Here is a 19,309-nt window from a genome sequence, read left to right as displayed (position 1 = left end):
GATGTTGTCCGCTTCTGAACTGGCGGAGCGCCTCGCCGAGAAGGCCGAGGCGGTCTGCCGTCACTATCTCTCCGAAGGCGGACGAGCCGGCAACTACTGGGTGGTCGGCGATGTCCAGAACAACAAGGGCCGTTCACTCTATGTGCATCTAACCGGTCCTCGTGTCGGGAAATGGACCGATGCGGCGACGGGTCAGTACGGCGATCTGCTGGACCTCGTGCGAGAAACCTGTGGTCTGACCGATTTCCGCGATGTCGCCGACGAGGCGCGGCAGTTTCTGAGCCTCCCGCAACCCGATGCGGGATCCGTCCGAAGGGCTAATGTTCCCGAGGATGCGCGGACCTCAACACCGGCCTCGGAGCGCGCGCGCCGCCTGTTCCGGATGACGCTGCCGCTCGCCGGCACGCTTGCCGACACCTATCTGCGCGAGCGCGGCATCCTGCGGGCATCGACCCATGCGGCGCTCAGATTTCACCCGTCCTGCTACTACCGCGACCTCGTCACCGGCGAAACGTCGACCTATCCCACCCTGGTCGCAGCGGTGACCGACGCCGAGAGCAGGATCACCGGCGTGCACCGCACCTATCTCGATCGTTCGGGTCGCGATTCCGACGGCGTCCGAAAGGCGCCCGTCGACAATCCGCGCCGCGCGCTTGGCCGTCTTCTCCGCAATGCCGTGCGCTTCCGATTTCCGGCCGGCGCTTCCGCCCCGGTGTTGGCGGCCGGCGAAGGTCTCGAAACGATGCTGTCGCTGTCGCATGTGATGCCCGAAATGCCGATGGCAGCCGCGTTGACCGCCAATCACCTCGCCGCCTTCCGCCTTCCCGAAGCTTGTCGGCGGCTCTACATTGCCGCCGACGCCGATGCGGCCGGCCGGTACGGTATCGAAGGCCTGAGCCGTCGGGCGCGTGCGCTCGGCGTCCTGCCCCTGGTGATCGCCCCCGAACTCGGCGACTTCAACGAGGATCTGCGGCGGCTCGGAGCGGACCGGCTCACCCGAAACTTGCGCGCACAGCTCGCGCCCGAGGATGCGGCGGCCTTTCTGCCGACGTGATACCTTGCTTTCCAAGAAGGCGCTCGACACTATCGAGTAAGCGTTAGTAAAATATCGAATGGTTGAGAACGGCAAAACGAAGGCTGGCAGCAATGAAATAGTCCGAGTGCATCGTTGGCGGCCACTGGATATCAACGGCCCAGGGTTTTTTGCAGACTAACCCTTTTTAACAGGGGCAAGCTGAAGGTTCCTGCGCGTTTCGGCTGTCCAAGACGGCGACTTTCGTCTGAATCGGTCTGATTCTCACCGCCGCTTCGTTCCTTCGAGCCGGTGACGATGCCATCCATGTCCAGCTGGGTTCCGCCGACTATCGACTACCGGCCGATCGTTTCGCGGCAAAGCGTCTTATTTTCGATCGCACGACTGCAAGCCGAACGAACGGGAACATGCTGAGCAACATGGTCCGTCCTTTAGTTGCTAAAGTAGGCGCAGGAGATTTGCGAAAGTGGAGAGCCACATGACAACCGATTGGAACCTGATCCGGGAAATGATGAGCGCGGCGATTGATGCTTGTGAACGGATCGAGGCGGCCGGCTATAACGAAAACGACCGAGATGCGACCATTGACGTTGGAGGCCAGAAAGTCAGCGTCCATGAATTTCTTATCAGTGCTTGGTCGCTACCGGAGAACATTCGCTATCAGATTATCCGCGAGCGCCACGACAAGGCGACAGACCTTCCCTATGTGCCAGAGGCAGCTCGCATTCTCGTTGCGATGGCGCAGGCAAGTGCGGAACTGATTGGCGCTGGCGAAACTGCCCCGGCCGGGGATGGCATCCAGAAAATGATTCAATGGCTCGGCAATCATGCCGCCCCCGGTATCGAGCGGGCTATTGCTGAGCGTCGTCGCGCTGTCTAACACGTCACGTTGGACGGACGATGCGACAATGCTTGATAATAGTTGATAAGGAGACTATCTTGGATGCGTCCCGACCGAAGGAGGATTCAACATGATCAGCGCCGACCTGGGTAAACAGCTTGAAAGCTATGTCCAGCAGCTCGTCGATGCGGGCCGCTACGGCTCGAAAAGTGAAGTCCTACGGGAAGGCGTACGGTTGATTCAAGATCGTGAGACACGCCTTGCCGCTCTCGATGCCTCAATCACGCGTGGCATTGCCGATGCTGACGCCGGCCGTACTCATGCCTCCGAAGAAGTTTTCAGCGAACTGCGTGAGCGATACAAGGCCATGCTGCCGGACTCGGCCGAATGAAAGTCCGCTTTACGACGGAAGCTAAGGCGGATTTGCAACAGATCGGTGATTACATCGCCAAGGACAATCCGTCCCGGGCTTTGTCATTCCTTGATGAGCTGGAACAGAAATGCCTGACGATAGCAACGTCCTCAAAAGCCTTCCCTTTGGTGCCTCGATATGAACAGCACGGCATTCGCCGCAGGGTCCATGGCAACTACTTGATTTTCTACCGTGTGGAAGCTGAGCAAGTGGTCATCGTCCACGTTCTGCATGGTGCAATGGACTATGCCGCCATACTGTTTGAGAACTAAGCAGATGACGGAAGATTTCAATCGCCAAGATTTTTCGAACTTGCCGCTGGAACAAGACGGACTTTTCAATTCCGAACACACCGGCCCATACGTTCATGCTTTGAACAGCTATATGCGGGACAGACATGCTACCCATCCGTCTGCGTCTGCATCGGATGAGGATGCAAACGAGCAGATAAGCCGGCATCAACTTTGAAATTTCCCCTCGTGTACATTCAGTGCCCTCTGCATCCATGACCGATCTCTTCGCTATAGTCGCGCTGCAGCACATGGCTCGACCGCGAGGATACCGGCAAGGCGAAGCTCGACGATCCGTCGCCGCATTCGGCGCTATTCGACAATGTCGTATGCTTCCTCTCCCGTCCCTAGCCCCGTCCGGGTCGTCGCAGCTGGCGAGGGGCTCGAAGCATACTGATACCTGGAACGCTGATGGCGGCGGCGTTGACCGCCGATCATCACCTTCCGTCGCCCCGATGTTCCGACGGCTCTACGTTGCCGTCGACGCCGATGCGGCCGGCCGGCACGGTATCGAAGGCTTGAGCCGTCGGGCACGGGCGCTCGGCGTCCTGCCCTGGTGATCGCCCCCGAACTCGGCGACTTCAACGAGGATCTGCCGCGGCTCGGAGCGGACCGGCTCACCCGGAACTTGCGCGCACAGCCCGCGCCCGAGGATGCGGCGGCCTTCCTGCAGGCGTGATGTCGCGGGGGGCTGGGGAAGGGGGCGGCACGGCCCTCTGATCCGGGAAGTTCGGTCCTCGTGATGTCCCGCCCGGTCGGCGCGCGCCTGCGGGCCTGCCGAGGGGCGATCCTTATCACGCGGGTCACCTGGCCTTCAGCGGGTCAGTCAGGTTTCTTCCCCTGACGGGCCACATTCCGCGCATCGGCTATTCCGAAAACCGGTTCCGTTTTCCGGGCCGATGCGTGGCCGTCATTCCTCGCGGGGTCAAGAAACCTTCCTTCCTCCGCCCGGCGCTTCGCTGGGCCGCGGCGCGGGCGCCGCGGTTCCGGCCGTCTTCCCGCGTGAGAGGGATCGCCGTCAGGCCGCGAGAGGCGCGGCAGCAACCAGACGGAGACCACCATGGACCTTTCGCTTCCCCTTGATGACGGCTTCGAGCCCCACCACGCTTCTTCCCCAACTGACCGCGTCATCTACGAGATGCAGCTTTACGGCCATCGCCCCTTCGAGGACGAGCCCGATCCGCGCCCGCTTCCCGAAGAGCCAGTCGTTCAGGCGGGTCTCACCGCGATCTTTGGCGCTCTGTTCGAGATCTTCGGCGACACCCGGCTCGAACCCGATCTCGAAGACCTGCTCTGGTCGACGGTCAACCTCTTTCACCGCGCCGGTGAACGCATCGCGCGCGAGCTCGACCGCAATGAAGAGGCGCAGCGGAACGGCCAGCGCGAACAGGACGGCTCTGAGGTGAAAAGCGTCGAACTCGAGCGCCATATCGCCGAAGGCATCACGTTGCTGGAACGCCGCAATGCCTTCGAGTTCATGCGCGACTTTGCCGCCGACCTCTTCGAAACCCAGACCGGATCGGCCTGGCGTCCGCGCACCGGCTCCAAGGTCAGCCATGTCAACATGACGGCGGCGATGATCGACTCGAAGGACTTTCTCTCCGCTCGCCGCCGCGCCGAGACCGAGGTGCTGATCCCTGCCGGCACCAAGATCGCCTTTTCCGGCGGCATGGACTACAACGATCACGAACAGATCTGGGCGAAGCTCGATCAGGCCCACGCCAAGCATCCCGACATGGTCCTGCTGCACGGTGGCTCGCCCAAGGGGGCAGAGCGCATCGCCGCCTGCTGGGCCGAAGCCCGCAAGGTGACGCAGATCACCTTCAAGCCGAACTGGGCGAAGCACGCCAAGGCCGCTCCGTTCCGCCGCAATGACGAGATGCTCTCGGTCATGCCGACCGGCGTCATCGTCTTTCCCGGCTCCGGCATCACCGGCAATCTCGCCGACAAGGCTCGCCGCCTGGGCATCCCTGTCTGGCAGGCGATGCGAGACACCGCCTGATCGGGCCTTTCCAAAGCGTCATGTGGATCTCCCCGTGGCGCTTTGCCGACGGACGAACGGACCTTCGGCTTGACCCATTCCCGTTCCTCTTGTTCATTCGCGGCATGTTCAAACCCGTGAATGCCGTTCAGATTCGCGTTTCACTCGACGAGATCGAGCCCGACGTTTGGCGCCGTCTGGTCTTGCCGTCCCGGTGGAGCCTCGAGGAACTGCATCTTGCCATCCAGGCGGCTTTCAATTGGTGGAACTATCACCTGTATGAGTTCCGGATCGGCGGGCTGCGCTATGGCGACATCGCGCTCCTGACGGAGGATGCGACCGAGGAGGATCCGCGCGTCTTTGAGTTTCGGGAGGTGCGGCTTTGCGATTTCGAACGCGGTGCCGTGTTCAGCTATGTTTATGACTTCGGCGACAACTGGCGCCATTCGGTCGCAATCGAGGAATTCATCGCGCTCGATACCGTCCCGAAGCATGGCATCTGCATCGAGGGTGCGCGGGCAAGGCCGCCGGAGGATGTCGGCGGCGTGCTCGGCTATGAGCGTTTTCTGGAGATCATGGCAGACAGGTCTGACCTCGAACATGCCGAAACGAAGCGGTGGTGCGGTGGACATTTCGATGCCGAATGGTTCGATCTCAAGGTCGTCGACAAGGACGTTCGCAACGCGCTACGACCCAGTGTGAAGCGGCGGCTTAACCAACCGAAGCCGAAGCGCGGCACGTGAGAAAAGCTGGCGCGAACTTCTTTTGGCGCATCAGCTTCCCTTGAAATACCCCTCGCAATTTTCTATGTACACACGTAAGATGTACAACAATGAGAGATGAGCGTTCTGACGCCGAGGAGGCGGTCATGCATACCACGAAGGTTTTCAAGAACGGCAATTCCCAGGCCGTGCGCATCCCGGCCGATCTTGCCTATGGCCAGAATGAGATGGAAGTCGAGATCGAACGCGTGGGCGACGAGTTGCGCATCCGGCCGTTGCGGCCTTCACTTGCGAGTGTTCTTGATCGGTTTGCGCGTTTCAGCCCGTCCTTCATGGCGGAAGGTCGTGGCGATCAGGAGCAAAAGGAGCGGGATGCCCTTTGATGACGCTCTATATGCTCGACACCAACATGTGCATTTATCTGATGAAGCACCAGCCGCCGGAAGTCGCCCGGCGGTTCGCCGAATGCAAAGTCGGTGACGTCGTCATATCCGCCATCACCTTTGCCGAATTGGAGTATGGCGTGTCGGTTTCGGTAAATCCCGAATTGGAGCGTACCAATCTCGAATTTCTGATCGAGGCGATTCCCGTCGCGTCATTTGACGCGGATGCGGCTCGCGCCTATGGGCCCGTTCGCCAGGCGACGCGTGAACGGAAGAAAGATCACCTGGACAAACTGATTGCCGCTCATGCCCTGGCTCTGAACGTCGCCCTGGTCACCAACAATGAGCGCGACTTCTCAGCCTATCCAGAACTGCGAGTTGAGAACTGGCTGCATTCTCATTAAGCCGAATACCGCCAATCTGGGTTGACTGAGCGGAACGGGAATTTTCGCTCACGTTGCCTTGGCTCAAGTCATCGCTGGCGGGTGCAGGCGCGTATCAAGCGCAAAGGTTTCCTGAAACTTCACCGCATAACCGCTTGCCGCCTGGCTCGCTATGAACACCAGGTTCCAGCTGTGGATCGACACCGCGCTAGGGATCGCCACAAAACGATAGTTGCGCAGCAAGTCATCGCCGAAGGCCTGCTGACCCGCGCTTGGAATACCCGGGCGCAGCCAGTTCGGGTTGGGCACGCTTGCCGGATCGACGACATGCACTGCGGCCATGTCGGTGATAACGGCCGCGGTCATCACATGCGGCATCGTGTCGAGTGCTCGAAAGCCCTTGTGGACGGCGACTTCCAGGATGGCGGTCGACGGATCGATCGAACAGTAGACAGCCCGCACACCCCTGCTGTTCCAGCGCCCGCCAACCCGGTAGGCGCCTTCTCCACTATCCCATGTCGGTGCATAACCCGCCTGATCGAGCCGCCAGGCAATCAACTCGGTATCGCCGAGGGCAATCGGAACAGGCGTCATGCATAAACGCCATATTCGAGCCTTTCGAGATGATCCTCGACCAGTTCGACACCGGCTGGCGTGCTCAGAAGATCGATCGGACGGCGCTGATCAAGTCCAATGGCCGGCCGCTCCAGCCACTGCTCTGCCTCGACCTGTGATCCGAACACATCCGTCGCCTTCGCCAGGATTTCAGCGAATTTCCACGCGCGGCCGCTCTGCTCCTGGCTTAATGGCTTCGCGGGAGCATCCTTGCGGCGCTGCCAAGTGCGCAGGCTCATGCCAACCGCCTTTTCGAGAGATTCGGTCTTCCCGATGACGACCAGATGCCCGACCAAGTGATCGAGCGCCGACGCTGGCAATCCGCTCAGAAGCAGTTCATGGGCGTCCAAAGCGCTTGTCAGGCGACGCGCCAGCACGCGGGCTCCGCCGAGCAGCTCCGCTACCTTCTGCAATTCTGTGCCATTTCCTTCGGGAAGGATTTTCTCCGCCGAGATCGCCATAGGACGCCTCTGTGTCATCTGTCGCTTTAAATATGACAGCTGACACCGTGAGTTTCAAGGGCCCTCTCGGGGGGACGGGCGAGATAGAGCTTGGCACTGCACTGTCCAGACAGGCGAATGATGATCGGCCGCATCCGGCTTGCTGACCGGTCGGGCTCTACTCCGCATGCAAAGCATGCTCCGCGAAGCCTGCCTTAACAGTCTTCGCGCCTTCGGCGTAACGATCCTTGCGCGGAAGCACCATTTGCAGCCTTAACAGGACCAACAAGTTTGTTCTGGAAGCAACATGCCGAACCCGAGGATCTCTAGGCGTGGTGCCTTGCGTCGGCAGACGACTATTTGTTCAGTGCATCCTTCAGCGCCTTTGCCGGCGTGAATGCAAGCTTCTTTGCAGCGGCAACCTTGATCGTCGCACCGGTTGCCGGATTGCGCGCCTCGCGCTCGGGCGTGTCTTTCACCTTGAACTTGCCGAAACCCGGGATCGACGTTTCGGCGCCTGCAGACGCCGCAGCGGTGATTGCGCCGAAGACGGCGTCGACGATCGCTTTGCCCTGAGCCTTGGTCAGTTGATGATCGGTGGAAATCTTGTCGGCAATTTCATTGGTGGTGGTCATGGTCGTTCTCTCCTCAGAAAAGACGACCATTTCACCGGAACGTGGCCTATGTCACCTGCTGGGGCCATCGGGTTCCTACGCTTCGCGCGCATTTCCACAGTTTCCGACCGGGATATAGCCCTTCTGGCGCTTTCTTCTCACCAGTTCAAGGAAGTGGGACGCTGCGTCCCGCTCCGTCGAAAAGACCTCGCTCTTCTCCCCGCCGCGCCTGCCGATCCGACCCCAGAACCGCACAACCGCGACCTCGCCGAACAATGTCGTTTCGATCGACACCATGTAGTAGCGCGCCATGTTGCGACTGGCGTCGACGCGCTGACAGTAGAGTTTGAAAGGATAAAGCGACATGCCCGGAAGTTTTCCTGGAAACCGCGGGGCTGTCCAACGACACTTTTGAATCGATCATCGCTCATCGATTCACGTTGCTGATGAATGCATTTTCGGATCGAGCATCGCCAGTATCGGCGGCTGATCTCCTGGTGCAAGATCATCGGAATCAGCGGGCGTCGGCGGCGTAACCCCTGGCTATTCTGCGAGCCGGTTTTGAACCGGTAGCGCGCGATCGCGCCGGACCGCGGTATGCCGATGGGCTTGGCGCCGACCTCTGCCGCCGATCAGGCGGTAAGCCGCGCAGGCGGGGCAGGGCGATCTCGCCGACGGTGGTGCAGCCTGACGATATCGCGCTGCTTCGGTTCGCCCGGCGTCGGGGTCTGCAATGGAGGCCAAGACCCTGAAAGGACCGAGTTCATCTGGCGCCCGGTCTGCCATGGCCGCGTGCAATCAGATGGCCATGAATCAGTCTCCCGCCTTCGGTCGCAATCCGGGACCATTCCCGTTCTCTATGTCGCCTTTCTAAGGGACCGGCCGCCATCAGCGTCAACCCGCAAGGGGTTCCCCTGCGCTTCGCTCCGGTGACGCCTGCGGCTCGGCCCCTTCTTCGGGCGCCATCGGGAATGGTCCCGAGCAACCGAAGGAGAAACGACCATGGCCACCACGATCGCAACACTCATGCAGAAGACCGACGGCAGCCTCGAAGGCATCTTCGCCACCATCCGGGTCAACGCCCCGATCGCCATCGTCCCGAACGCCAACAAGGCGAGCGAGGAAGCCCCCGACTACCGCATCATCCACCGCAAGACAGGCTTTGAAATCGGCGCCGGCTGGAACCGCATCGCCCGCCAGACCGGCGAGGAATACCTCTCGGTCAAGCTGGAGGCACCGGAAATCGGCGTCATCTTCGGCAACCTCGCGCCCGCCCCGGGTGGCGAACCGAACCGCAAGGTCATCCTCTGGAACAACCCGGCCTGAGGCTCGCGACCGGCCCCGCAAGGGGCCGGTCTCATTGCTGACCTCGACCTTTCGAACAAAAGTGCCCGCCCTGAAGCCGCTTCGCGATCTCCGTCACCGTGCGAAATCAGGAATCAGCGTTTCGACGGCGAAGCCTCCAATAGCCGGTCATAGACCTTCGCGATCTGTTGCGGCCACGTTGTGAAATTGACCAAGGCGTCGTCTCCATGGGTGAGCTGGTCGAAAGTTCCGACCATGACCAGATCGCGTAACGCGCCGTCCCCGATCGCTGCCCTACACCCCTCCACAACCTTGCCGGCATTGATGACCAGGTAAGGCCGAACCGCGTCATCAATGCCGACCTGGAAGTTGTCGATGGTTGGCTCGATGTGGGATGTGAGGCCCAGGGTATTATGCCGTTCCGCCACCAGAAAAAGGGCATCGTGGATTGCCGCAATCCGGGTAGTGTCGTCCTCTGCAGACAGAATGGCGTCTAGCTGTGGGCCAAGGGCCGGAGCGACGTCAAGGCGCGCAAAGGCCGTTCCGAACCACTTGTCATAAGGCCAATATCGTTGCTCCTGAAGGAAGCTCAGTTCCATCAGCAACCGAACAATCCTCGCGGCGATCAGCACCGATCCGCGTCGATCGCCGGCTTCGATCATGCGTCCCACGCGCGGCTCGGCGTTGCCGATCAGATGCCATTGAGACGCCATGGCCCATAGCCACACGTCTCGCGGATACCATGAGAGCAGGTCGCGCAGGCGATGCAGCGCGCCCGTGTCGTCATGGAACACCGCGCCGGCGGTGACCTGCAACAGCGCTTGCTGCGGCAGCGCGAGCCATGCCGCTGTCGAAAGCTCAACGGCTGTCGGATCAGTTCCGATCTGCGACCGAACCCAGCTTTCCAGTGTTGTTATCTCCACATGGTGGCGAACGGAGTTCGTCTGCCATGAGAAGAATCTCACCGGCCAGCCTCTGAATTCAGCAGGCAGACCTTGCTCAACTGCGGCCGCAACTGTCTGCAGATGTTCGTCTTCCACGAAGACCTGAAGTCGTGGTCCCCAGGCATGATCGGTGGATCGAGGTTGATCGAATCCCAAAACCTCCGACCCCTCGCCAAGCAGACCGGCAGCATGCGGAACGTTGATGAGCGGGCGAACCACGTCCATGTAAAAACTCCTCGCGAGCACGAGACCCGGAATAAATTCTGGCAATCGTTTTCCTTTCTTCGGTGAAGCACGAGCCTCAACTTTATAGTTGACCCCAGGACGGCTCAGGTACTGCAGAAGTTCTGGTGTGAGTGGAAATTCAGAATTCTCTTCACGTCGAAACCGACGAAAGCATCGTTTTGGTTGACGTCGAGGATCGGAAAGTCAGCCATTAGCAGCCGCAATGTTTCGAGATTGTGTTCGATAGCGTTCTTGTGCGCACCGTAATCAAATTCGTGCACGACGCCGCGTCAAGATCCAGCCTCTTCTGCGGCTGCGGCTGCGGCTGATCGCGATCGGCCGACAGCAAGTGGTCGCTGATCCCCATGCGCCCTGCCTTGCGCGAAGCCCAGGCTCTATCCTGTTCGACATGCGGGCGTAGCGCCAAGACATCTTCCCGCGGCACTCGCCGCCCGCTTTCCGGTGCCAAACGAAACGTGGGCTGTCTGCTCAGATCATCCAAGTCTGTCATGAGGGAAGGAAGGCCTCAAGGCCCGAGCTCCTCCAATTTTTCCTGCGCTTACGTTTCACTCCACTCCAGAAAAATCGGCTCCTCCGCTCGTCCGGCTCCGCCGGTCGCGTTCCGCGAGCCCTGACCCCTTCCTTCCCTCATGACCACCGGCGGCATCTTTCACGTCAACACGGAGATGACGACGATGACCAATGGCTACACCTTCGACCTCGAACGGACCCTCGACGAACTGCGCCGCGAGGCCAAGGAGGCACCGACCATGGAAGAGCGCCGGCTGATCGAGGCGGAGCTTGAGGCGCTCAAGGCCGAACTCGAAAAATACGCGAGCGAGCAGCTGCCGTGAGGCAGCTCTTTGCGCAGGGTTAGGGTTGTCGGGCCGGATCGCCCGGCCCGACAACCTTCTGACTTTTCTGCACCCGTTGTTGCCATGCCCGTCTGTCCAGATTAGACTCGCGCAAAAGCATCAGTATCTTTTTGCGGCCGATCCACTGCACCGACGTTGTCGGGAAGCAAGCGGATTGCCCCCATGGCCGAGATCAGCGACGGGAGGTTCATTTGGCAAGCGAACCTGTTTACACCAGCAGCCACTCTGATGCCGCTCCGCGACAACCGGGCGCCCGCGTTTTTCGCTTTGCCGTCAGCTTGCCCGTCGCACTTCTCAGGGCCGCCGGCCGTATCGTTTTCTATTGCATTTGGTATCTGGCCTTCTACCTGCTCTGCATGTTTCGGCCGTTTACCGGCATGATGATGCTGGCGGCGGTCGTCATGATCCCGATATCTGTTGTGGTCTTCGCGCATCCCGAAGCCGCGCGGGGAATGCCGTTCTGGGCGTTCGGCGTGATGAGCATTGGCCTCGTTGCCTTCTCGCTCGGCTATTCGCTCTTTGTCGAATGGATAACCCCGCCGGGCGCGGTCGACCCCTTCGAGCGATATCGCCGGTCAGACCGATAAGGCGAGGTGCTGCTCCCGCGTGTAGCCCGTCCATTATGAGCCGCCCGACGCGCCAGTCGCGCGTCATGAGCTCGACGTCACGAAGCGGTTTGCCTTTGCTGCTGCATCCATGTCCTTGCGCCGGAAGTAGCTCGCCCGGCCGCAGCGGATCGGACTGTGGCCCTGGACGATGATGATCTGTTCGTCCTTGCGCATCGACTGCGTGATCTCGTGCGGCATTATCAACGGGCGGCGCTGGTAGCTGACGCTTTCCGATTTGCGCGTGCCACCGTTCTTCGTGTCCCAGCCGGTGTTGCGGGAACGCCCCTCAACTTCGACGGTCATCTCGCCGCATTGGGCCGAGACGTTGCGGGCGGTGTCGAGCGCCTTGATCGCGGCATAGGACGCAAAGGCGCAGCCATCGATCCAGGACGTCGCCCCGTCTTTCCCAAAATGCCGCTCCAGTTGCCCGACGGATTGATACATCAGCATCATGGTGATCCCGTATTTGCGGCCGCGATCGCGCGCCTCTTCCAAGACCCGCATGTAGCCGAGCAGATCGACCTCATCGAGCATGAACAGCGCCCGACGCTTGAAGGCGCCATCGGCCTGCACCATCGCACTGATCAGCGAGCCGATGATCACGCGACCGATGCCCGGATAGGAGCGCAGGATCGATGCCGGGATGTTTAGAAACACGTCCTTCTTGCCTCTGACGATGTCGCTCGACTTGAACGCATTCCCGCAGACAAGCGCGGCGTAATTGTCGAGCGAGAGCCATTGCGTGTCCTTCGACGCGGTCGAATAAACGCCGCTGAAGGTTTGCTCGGTCATGTTGGTGAAGACACCGAGCGTTTCGCGGATGAAGTTCGATTGCGAGTTCTCCTGGATGTCGCGCAGCATCGCGAGCACCGAAGGCTCCGGCTCGGAAACGATCTGTCTCAAACTGCGCAAGGTTCGCCGTCCGGCATAGTCCGGTGACAGCATGACATGCGCGAGCAGGCCGGTTAAGAGATTGTGCGCCTGGTTCTGGAAATATGACCCGGTCGAGGATTCGAAGCGCAGGCTTTCCGACAGCAACATATGCGCGATGCCGACGATGTCCTCTTCCTTTTGCTTCGACGTCTCGATGCTGTCGAGGACGTTGAAACCCATGATCGGGTTCGTCGGATCGAGCACCATGACCTCGCGGCCGAGCACCTGCGTTCGGTGTTCAACGACCATGGGTGCGACCTCGGTCGAGGGATCGAGGCAGATCAGCGGGCCGGTATATCTGAGCGCTGTCGGCACCACGTTGCTTGTCGTCTTGAACCCGCCGGAGCCGGCAAAGAACAGCATATGGGTGGAGTCGAAGTTCTGTTTGAACGTCAGCAATGGCGCTTTGCCGCCTTGCCCCCACGTGGCCCGATCGTTCGGATCGAAGGGCAGCTGATGGACGATTTCCTTGTCGACGCGGTAGCGTTCTCCGATGACGATTTCGCCATCGGGCGGAAACAGCCTTGCGGCGGCTGTCATCGGCAGCCAGTCGGCGTCCCCGAAGGTCCCGCGCTTTGCCCGCTTGACCGTTTCCGGCACGACCACGGAAATGCGGGCGGCGACCGCGACCGCCAGGAAACCGGCGACGGCGCCAATCACGGCAACCATGTCGAGATAGGAGAGGGCGCGGTCCCAGGCGACGATCCCACGATTCACGGAGGGAGCAAGACGTCCGTATTCCCTTAGCGCATAGAAGCCCAGAACGACCAGAAAGCAGATAAGGCTTGCCGCTGCGATCGGCCGGCGCCGATGCAGCGGCAAGGCGCAGACCGTCAGCAGGCCCGCAAGCGGTCCGAACAACAATGCCGGCACGGGCGCGGACCGCAAAAACCAGTATTGCGTCTTTCCCGAGAGGCCGGTCGCCAATCCCGGCCATCGCCACCCGACGACGTGGACGGTGATCGCGGTCACCGCGATCGGCACGAGCACGAGCAGCAGGCTCGGATTGAATCTCCCCTTCACTGCCATGCCGTCGACTCCCCAACGTCATGTGCATCCGCATTTCGCACTTCTGCCCTGAACGCCTTTTCGCCGAGATCGTGTAGCCGCCGATACTCGGGCGAGCCCGGTGCCAGTTTCGCAAGCTCAAGCAGTCCGCCGAGCAGGAAGGCCCGGTCGGCTTTCGTGAGGCCGGCCTTGGCGACAACGCCACCCAGGAGAAATTTCTCGCGCACGTCGCGCTTGCGATCAGCTGTCATGAGAAACCTCCGTCGGCGCTCCAGTCCCGCTATTTGCTGGTCGACGCGCCTGAGGAGATGCGGCAGCAGCCCCCTTTTTCTCGGCCTTTTGAAATCGCGCGGCGATCTCCTCAAAGATGCTATCGAGCTCGTCGTCAGTGATCTCCATGTCCGCAAGTCCTGATTTCGTGGCGGCCCGGGCAAACCGCTCTGCCGATTTAACCACCAGATTTTTCCTGCGTTCGCGCAGCTTCTCGATTTGGGCATCGAGGTCGGAGATCGACGATTTTGCAGCCATTCCAGCGTCCTTTCCGTTTTGAAGAAATCTGAACGGCAACATATACTGTGTAGAATACGTCAGTAAAGTAGGCTATCTTGCATCAGCCCGAAAACTTCGCATTCGGAATCCCAGACTCTGGTCTGTCCCACTGAGGAACGGCATCGGCCCTTCGGTCTGATTGGTTTGAGGGCGCAATATACGTCGCTGGCGCGACGTGCTCGGAAGATACGGAGACGTCAGTGGCGATCATGTTCGTCAGAGCGCAGGTGATCAGCAGGGGAGCGGGACGCAGCATCGTCTCGGCCGCCGCCTATCGCCATCGCGCCCGGATGATGGATGAACAGGCCGGAACGTCCTTCAGCTACCGAGGTGGAGCGTCGGAACTGGTGCATGAGGAACTGGCGCTGCCGGACGAAGTTCCGGCCTGGCTCCGTACGGCGACTGAGGGCAATTCGGTCGCAAAGGCGAGCGAGGCACTCTGGAATGCGGTCGATGCGTTCGAGACGCGGGCGGACGCGCAGCTGGCGCGGGAGCTCATCATCGCACTTCCGGAGGAACTGACGCGGGCCGAGAACATCGCGCTGGTCCGCGAGTTTGTCCGGGACAATTTTACATCCAAGGGCATGGTCGCCGACTGGGTCTATCACGACAAGGACGGCAATCCGCACATCCACCTGATGACGGCGCTGAGGCCGCTGACCGACGAAGGTTTTGGGCCGAAAAAGGTTCCGGTGCTTGGCGAGGACGGCGAGCCATTGCGTGTCGTCACGCCGGACCGGCCGAACGGCAAAATCGTCTACAAGCTCTGGGCCGGCGACAAGGAGACGATGAAGGCCTGGAAGATAGCCTGGGCGGAAACGGCCAATCGGCATCTGGCCCTTGCCGGTCATGAGATCCGCCTCGACGGCCGCTCTTATCCCGAACAGGGTCTCGACGGGATCGCGCAGAAACATCTGGGGCCGGAAAAGGCGGCGCTCGCTCTGAAGGGCGTCGAGATGTATTTCGCGCCGGCCGATCTTGCCCGGCGGCAGGCGATGGCCGACCGGCTGCTCGCCGATCCGGAGCTTCTCTTGACGCAGCTCGCCAACGAACGCTCCACCTTCGATGAGCGTGATATCGCCAGGGCGCTGCATCGCTACGTCGATGATCCCTCGGACTTCGCCAATATCCGGGCGCGGCTGATGGCATCGGACAGTCTGGTGCTGTTGAAGCCGCAGCACGTCGATGCCGAGACGGGGAGGGCGGCGGAACCGGCGATCTTCACCATGCGGGAGATGCTACGGATCGAATACGACATGGCGCAGTCCGCACGCGCTCTGTCGGAACGCCGAGGCTTCGCTGTTGGCGATCGGGCTGTCACCGCCGCGATCCGCAGTATCGAAACACGGGATCCGCAAAAGCCCTTCGGATTCGATCCGGAGCAGGTTGACGCAGTCCGCCATGTGACGGGCGGCATTGGTATCGCGGCTGTCGTCGGTCTCGCAGGCGCGGGCAAATCGACGCTGCTTGCCGCCGCGCGGGTCGCCTGGGAAGGCGACGGCCGCCGTGTCGTCGGAGCGGCGCTTGCCGGCAAGGCGGCGGAAGGATTGGAGGACAGTTCCGGCATCAAGTCGCGCACGATCGCTTCCTGGGAGCTCGCCTGGGCCGATGGACGCGATCGCTTAAATCGCGGCGATGTGCTCGTCATCGACGAGGCCGGCATGGTGTCCTCGCAGCAGATGGCCCGCGTGCTGAAGATTGCCGAAGAGGCGCATGCGAAAGTCGTTCTGGTCGGTGACGCCATGCAGCTCCAGCCCATTCAGGCGGGTGCGGCTTTCCGGGCGATCACCGAGCGGATCGGCTTTGCCGAACTTGCCGGTGTGCGTCGTCAGCGTGAAAGCTGGGCGCGCGATGCCTCGCGTCAGTTCGCTCGCGGCGAGGTGGAGAAGGGGCTCGACGCCTATGCCCAGCATGGCCATATCGTCGAAAGTGACACGCGCGACGCGGTTATCGCACACATCGTCGCCGATTGGACGAACTCGCGCCAAGGCCTGCTTCAGCAATCCGCTTCCGACGGACATCCCGGGCGCCTGCGCGGCGACGAACTGCTGGTGCTCGCCCGCACCAATGAAGACGTGAGACGGCTGAACGAGGCGCTGAGGATCGTCATGTCGGGCGAGGGGGCACTGACCAATGCTCGCACTTTCCGGACGGAACGTGGGAACCGCGAGTTTGCCGCCGGTGACCGGATCATTTTCCTCGAAAACGCCCGCTTCCTCGAGCCGCGGGCAGAGCATCTCGGGCCGCAATATGTGAAGAACGGCATGCTCGGCACGGTCGTTTCGACCACCGACAAACGCGGCCGAACGCTGCTTTCGGTCCACCTCGATAGTGGCCGGGAGGTCGTCTTCAGTGAGGCGAGCTACCGCAATGTCGACCACGGCTATGCCGCGACCATCCACAAGTCGCAAGGAGCCACGGTCGACCGTACTTTCGTGCTCGCGACCGGCATGATGGACCAACACCTGACCTATGTGGCGATGACGCGGCATCGTGACCGCGCCGATCTCTATGCGGCGAAGGAGGATTTCGAGGCAAAGCCCGAATGGGGACGCAAGACGCGCGTCGATCATGCAGCCGGCATCACCGGCGAACTTGTCAAAACCGGAGAAGCCAGGTTCCGGCCCAATGACAGGCAAGCCGACGAGAGCCCCTATGCCGACGTCAGGACGGATGACGGAACCGTCCATCGGTTATGGGGCGTCAGCCTGCCGAAGGCGCTCGAGGAAGCCGGCGTCTCGGAAGGCGACACCGTCATGCTGCGCAAGGACGGCGTCGAGAAAGTCACCGTAAAGGTTCCCATCTTCGATGAGGAAACCGGAAGCAAGCGCTTCGAGGAACGCGTCGAGCGCAATGTCTGGACGGGACGCCAAGTCGAAACCGCCGAAGCGCGCCAGGGACGCATCGAGCGGGAAAGCCATCGTCCTGACTTGTTCAAAGAGCTCGTCGAGCGCCTGTCGCGCACCGGCGCCAAAACCACCACGCTCGATTTCGAGAGCGAGGCCGGTTACCGCGCAAAGGCACAGGATTTCGCGCGTCGGCGTGGTCTCGATCATCTCTCAATGGCCGCGGCCGGAATGGAGGAGAGGCTTTCGCGGCTGCTGGCGGGAATTGCCGAGAAGCGCGAGCAGGTGGCGAAGCTTTGGGAGCGGGCAAGCGTGGCGCTCGGCTTGGCGATCGAGCGGGAGCGGCGCGTTTCCTATAGCGAGGAGCGAGTCGCGACCCAACTCATTTCGGACGCCCCCTCCAGCGAGGCGCGGTATCTGATCGCGCCGGCCAAGGTCTTCCGCCGCAGCGTCAACGAGGATGCACGGCTGGCGCAGCTCTCGTCCGCGGCATGGAAGGAACGGGAAGCGATCCTGCGGCCGCTGCTTAAAAAGGTCTATCGCGATCCGGATGCGGCGCTTGTCCAGCTGAATGCCCTAGCTTCGCATGCCGGCATTGAGCCGCGCAAGCTCGCCGACGGCCTTGCCGTTTCACCGGATCGGCTCGGGCGCCTGCGCGGTTCCGACCGCACGGTCGACGGACGTGCGGCGCGCGAGGAGCGCAGTATCGCGATCACCGCGTTGAAGAAACTGCTGCCTCTCGCCCGGTCGCATGCGACCGAGTTCCGCAGAAACGCGGAACGCTTTGCGACGCGCGAACAGACGCGCCGCACATCGATGTCGCTGTCGGTGCCCCCCCTCTCAGCCAAGGCATTAGCCCGGCTCTCTGAAATCGAGGCAGTGCGCAAACAGGGGGGTGACGATACCTACGAAACCGCGTTCGCTCTTGCCGTCAAGGATCGGGCGGTCGTTCAGGAAATCAAGGCGGTGAGCGACGCATTGACGGCGCGCTTCGGCTGGAGCGCCTTCACCTCCAGGGCGGATGCGGTTGCCGAGCGCAACATGACCGAGCGCATGCCGGAGGATGTCACGCCGGAAAAGCGCGACGAACTGACAAGGCTGTTTCAGTCGGTGCGGCGCTTCGCCGAAGCGCAGCATCTGGCCGAGCGGCAGGACCGCTCCCGCATCGTTGCTGGCGCAAGCGCCGATCCCGGAAAGGAGAATGCCGATCCGGCAAAGGAGACTATTGCCGTGCTGCCCATGCTTGCCGCCGTTACCGAGTTCAGGACGCCGGTGGACGAAGAGGCGCGATCCCGTGCCGTCTCCGCGCCTCTCTATCGCCGTGACCGCGCCGCGCTTGCTGAGGCGGCAGGACGCATCTGGCGTGATCCGGCCGGGGCCGTTGCAAAGATCGAGGATCTCCTGATGAAGGGATTTGCGGCCGAGCGCATTTCCGCCGCCGTCAGCAATGAGCCGGCCGCTTACGGGGCACTGAGGGGTTCTGATCGGATCATGGACCGGATGCTCGCCAGCGGCCGGGAGCGGAAAGAGGCGCTGCGATCCGTCCCCGAGGCGGCAGCACGCCTGCGGTCTCTCGGCAGCGCCTATCTCAGCGCGCTCAATGCCGAAACCTCCGCGATTGCCGAAGAGCGGCGTCGAATGGCTGTCGCTATTCCCGGACTTTCAAAACAGGCGGACGAGGCGCTCACGCGATTGCTGGCGGAGGCGAAGAGCGGTGAACGCAAGCTCACCGCCATCACCGGCTCGCTCGATCCGGAGATCCGTCGAGAGTTCGCAGCCGTCAGTAAGGCGCTCGACCAGCGCTTCGGCCGCAATGCGATCCTCCGAGATGAGAAGGATCTCATCAACCGGGTGCCGCCGGCTCATCGTGCTGCCTTCGAGACAATGCGGGAAAGGCTCAAGGTCCTGCAGCAGACCGTCCGCATCGAGGCGAGCGAGAAGATCATGTCGGAGCGGCGCCTGCGCACCATCAATCGCGCCCGCGGCGTCAATTTCTAACAACCATCCAAAACGGAACAAGGAGCAGAACCCATGGCCGAACAGGAAACCTCAACCGACGCGATCGTCCGCGCCGAGATTGCCATCGAGGTGATGAACCAGGCGCGCGCGATCGTGACGGCGCGCATCTACGCGCTCGAGCAAAGCGATCCGGCCGCGGCCGAGGCGCTGCGCCAGCGCCGCCGCGAGTTGATCGCGCTGCAGCAGCGCATCCGCGTCGATGATCAGGATGCCGTCGAAACGGTGATCGCCGTCTGGGGACCGCGGGTCAAGGACGACACCCGCTTCTGGGCGGAGCTCTGAC

Annotated in this window: 21 protein-coding genes and 1 pseudogene; 14 read left to right on the top strand and 8 right to left on the bottom strand. The window is 61.6% G+C overall.

Features of this window, described 5'->3' with window-relative positions:
• Position 1: 1 nt before the first annotated feature.
• The 9 genes and pseudogenes from RB548_RS21690 (at position 2) to RB548_RS21650 (ending at position 6,066) form a co-directional block, all read left to right on the top strand.
• Entirely contained in the window at positions 2-1,054 is a 1,053-nt protein-coding gene (locus RB548_RS21690; RefSeq protein ID WP_331375355.1) for a DUF7146 domain-containing protein, read from the top strand.
• A 457-nt stretch (positions 1,055-1,511) separates the two neighbouring features.
• Positions 1,512-1,913 (top strand): hypothetical protein, encoded by a 402-nt coding sequence (locus RB548_RS21685; RefSeq protein WP_331375354.1) that lies wholly within the window; start codon positions 1,512-1,514, stop codon positions 1,911-1,913.
• Positions 1,914-2,004: 91 nt separating this feature from the next.
• Positions 2,005-2,265 (top strand): type II toxin-antitoxin system ParD family antitoxin, encoded by a 261-nt coding sequence (locus RB548_RS21680; protein ID WP_331375353.1) that lies wholly within the window; start codon positions 2,005-2,007, stop codon positions 2,263-2,265.
• Complete coding sequence (locus tag RB548_RS21675; protein WP_331375352.1) at positions 2,262-2,558, top strand: type II toxin-antitoxin system RelE/ParE family toxin; 297 nt, start codon at positions 2,262-2,264, stop codon at positions 2,556-2,558. Before RB548_RS21680 ends, RB548_RS21675 begins: the two co-directional genes overlap by 4 nt.
• Positions 2,559-2,825: 267 nt before the next feature.
• Positions 2,826-3,255 (top strand): annotated as a pseudogene (locus RB548_RS32180) (DNA primase); the annotation flags it as partial.
• Positions 3,256-3,636: 381 nt separating this feature from the next.
• Positions 3,637-4,578, top strand: coding sequence for a DUF2493 domain-containing protein (locus RB548_RS21665; protein ID WP_331375350.1), 942 nt, complete (start codon positions 3,637-3,639; stop codon positions 4,576-4,578).
• Between the two features lie 104 nt (positions 4,579-4,682).
• Entirely contained in the window at positions 4,683-5,300 is a 618-nt protein-coding gene (locus tag RB548_RS21660) for a plasmid pRiA4b ORF-3 family protein (RefSeq protein WP_331375349.1), read from the top strand.
• Positions 5,301-5,425: 125 nt separating this feature from the next.
• Entirely contained in the window at positions 5,426-5,662 is a 237-nt protein-coding gene (locus RB548_RS21655; protein WP_331375348.1) for an antitoxin, read from the top strand.
• The gene (locus RB548_RS21650; protein WP_331375347.1) at positions 5,662-6,066 is read left to right on the top strand and encodes a type II toxin-antitoxin system VapC family toxin; all 405 of its coding nucleotides are present in this window, start codon (positions 5,662-5,664) and stop codon (positions 6,064-6,066) included. Before RB548_RS21655 ends, RB548_RS21650 begins: the two co-directional genes overlap by 1 nt.
• Positions 6,067-6,129: 63 nt before the next feature.
• Here RB548_RS21650 and RB548_RS21645 read toward each other — a convergent pair whose 3' ends face one another.
• From RB548_RS21645 to RB548_RS21630, 4 genes are all read right to left on the bottom strand, one after another.
• Positions 6,130-6,639 carry an RES family NAD+ phosphorylase gene (locus tag RB548_RS21645; protein WP_331375346.1) on the bottom strand — a complete coding sequence of 170 codons (510 nt, stop codon included), beginning with the start codon at positions 6,637-6,639 and terminating at the stop codon, positions 6,130-6,132.
• Positions 6,636-7,121: a type II RES/Xre toxin-antitoxin system antitoxin gene (gene parS / locus RB548_RS21640; RefSeq protein ID WP_331375345.1), complete on the bottom strand. Its 486-nt coding sequence runs from the start codon at positions 7,119-7,121 to the stop codon at positions 6,636-6,638. The genes RB548_RS21645 and parS overlap by 4 nt, the downstream gene beginning before the upstream one ends.
• A 335-nt stretch (positions 7,122-7,456) precedes the next feature.
• Positions 7,457-7,735: an HU family DNA-binding protein gene (locus RB548_RS21635; protein ID WP_331375344.1), complete on the bottom strand. Its 279-nt coding sequence runs from the start codon at positions 7,733-7,735 to the stop codon at positions 7,457-7,459.
• A gap of 75 nt (positions 7,736-7,810) precedes the next feature.
• The gene (locus RB548_RS21630; protein ID WP_331375343.1) at positions 7,811-8,080 is read right to left on the bottom strand and encodes a WGR domain-containing protein; all 270 of its coding nucleotides are present in this window, start codon (positions 8,078-8,080) and stop codon (positions 7,811-7,813) included.
• Between the two features lie 636 nt (positions 8,081-8,716).
• Between RB548_RS21630 and RB548_RS21625 the strand changes: the two genes are divergently transcribed.
• The gene (locus RB548_RS21625; protein ID WP_331375342.1) at positions 8,717-9,040 is read left to right on the top strand and encodes a DUF736 domain-containing protein; all 324 of its coding nucleotides are present in this window, start codon (positions 8,717-8,719) and stop codon (positions 9,038-9,040) included.
• Positions 9,041-9,153: 113 nt separating this feature from the next.
• On the opposite strand, the gene RB548_RS21620 is transcribed toward RB548_RS21625, so the two are convergent.
• Complete coding sequence (locus RB548_RS21620; RefSeq protein ID WP_331375341.1) at positions 9,154-10,233, bottom strand: DUF4037 domain-containing protein; 1,080 nt, start codon at positions 10,231-10,233, stop codon at positions 9,154-9,156.
• Positions 10,234-10,883: 650 nt separating this feature from the next.
• Between RB548_RS21620 and RB548_RS21615 the strand changes: the two genes are divergently transcribed.
• Both RB548_RS21615 and RB548_RS21610 read left to right on the top strand, forming a co-directional pair.
• The gene (locus RB548_RS21615) at positions 10,884-11,042 is read left to right on the top strand and encodes a hypothetical protein (RefSeq protein WP_331375340.1); all 159 of its coding nucleotides are present in this window, start codon (positions 10,884-10,886) and stop codon (positions 11,040-11,042) included.
• 212 nt (positions 11,043-11,254) lie between these two features.
• Complete coding sequence (locus RB548_RS21610) at positions 11,255-11,650, top strand: hypothetical protein (protein ID WP_331375339.1); 396 nt, start codon at positions 11,255-11,257, stop codon at positions 11,648-11,650.
• A 63-nt stretch (positions 11,651-11,713) separates the two neighbouring features.
• On the opposite strand, the gene traG is transcribed toward RB548_RS21610, so the two are convergent.
• The 3 genes from traG to RB548_RS21595 are packed head-to-tail and all read right to left on the bottom strand — an operon-like array spanning position 11,714 to position 14,140.
• Positions 11,714-13,633, bottom strand: coding sequence for a Ti-type conjugative transfer system protein TraG (gene traG / locus RB548_RS21605; protein ID WP_331375338.1), 1,920 nt, complete (start codon positions 13,631-13,633; stop codon positions 11,714-11,716).
• The gene (locus RB548_RS21600; protein WP_331375337.1) at positions 13,624-13,863 is read right to left on the bottom strand and encodes a conjugal transfer protein TraD; all 240 of its coding nucleotides are present in this window, start codon (positions 13,861-13,863) and stop codon (positions 13,624-13,626) included. Before RB548_RS21600 ends, traG begins: the two co-directional genes overlap by 10 nt.
• Positions 13,853-14,140, bottom strand: coding sequence for a TraC family protein (locus tag RB548_RS21595; protein WP_331375336.1), 288 nt, complete (start codon positions 14,138-14,140; stop codon positions 13,853-13,855). The genes RB548_RS21600 and RB548_RS21595 overlap by 11 nt, the downstream gene beginning before the upstream one ends.
• A 221-nt stretch (positions 14,141-14,361) precedes the next feature.
• On the opposite strand from RB548_RS21595, the gene traA reads away from it, so the two are divergent.
• On the top strand, positions 14,362-19,005 hold the full coding sequence (gene traA, locus RB548_RS21590) for a Ti-type conjugative transfer relaxase TraA (RefSeq protein WP_331375335.1): 4,644 nt from the start codon (positions 14,362-14,364) through the stop codon (positions 19,003-19,005).
• A gap of 33 nt (positions 19,006-19,038) precedes the next feature.
• Positions 19,039-19,308, top strand: a complete 270-nt coding sequence (locus RB548_RS21585; RefSeq protein ID WP_331375334.1) for a hypothetical protein — start codon at positions 19,039-19,041, stop codon at positions 19,306-19,308.
• The last annotated feature ends 1 nt before the right edge of the window (position 19,309 follow it).

It is taken from the genome of Sinorhizobium chiapasense (genome assembly GCF_036488675.1).
GTDB lineage: Bacteria > Pseudomonadota > Alphaproteobacteria > Rhizobiales > Rhizobiaceae > Sinorhizobium > Sinorhizobium chiapasense.
Note: the sequence above shows the minus strand (reverse complement) of the source record. Positions and strands in the feature narration are given on the sequence as shown.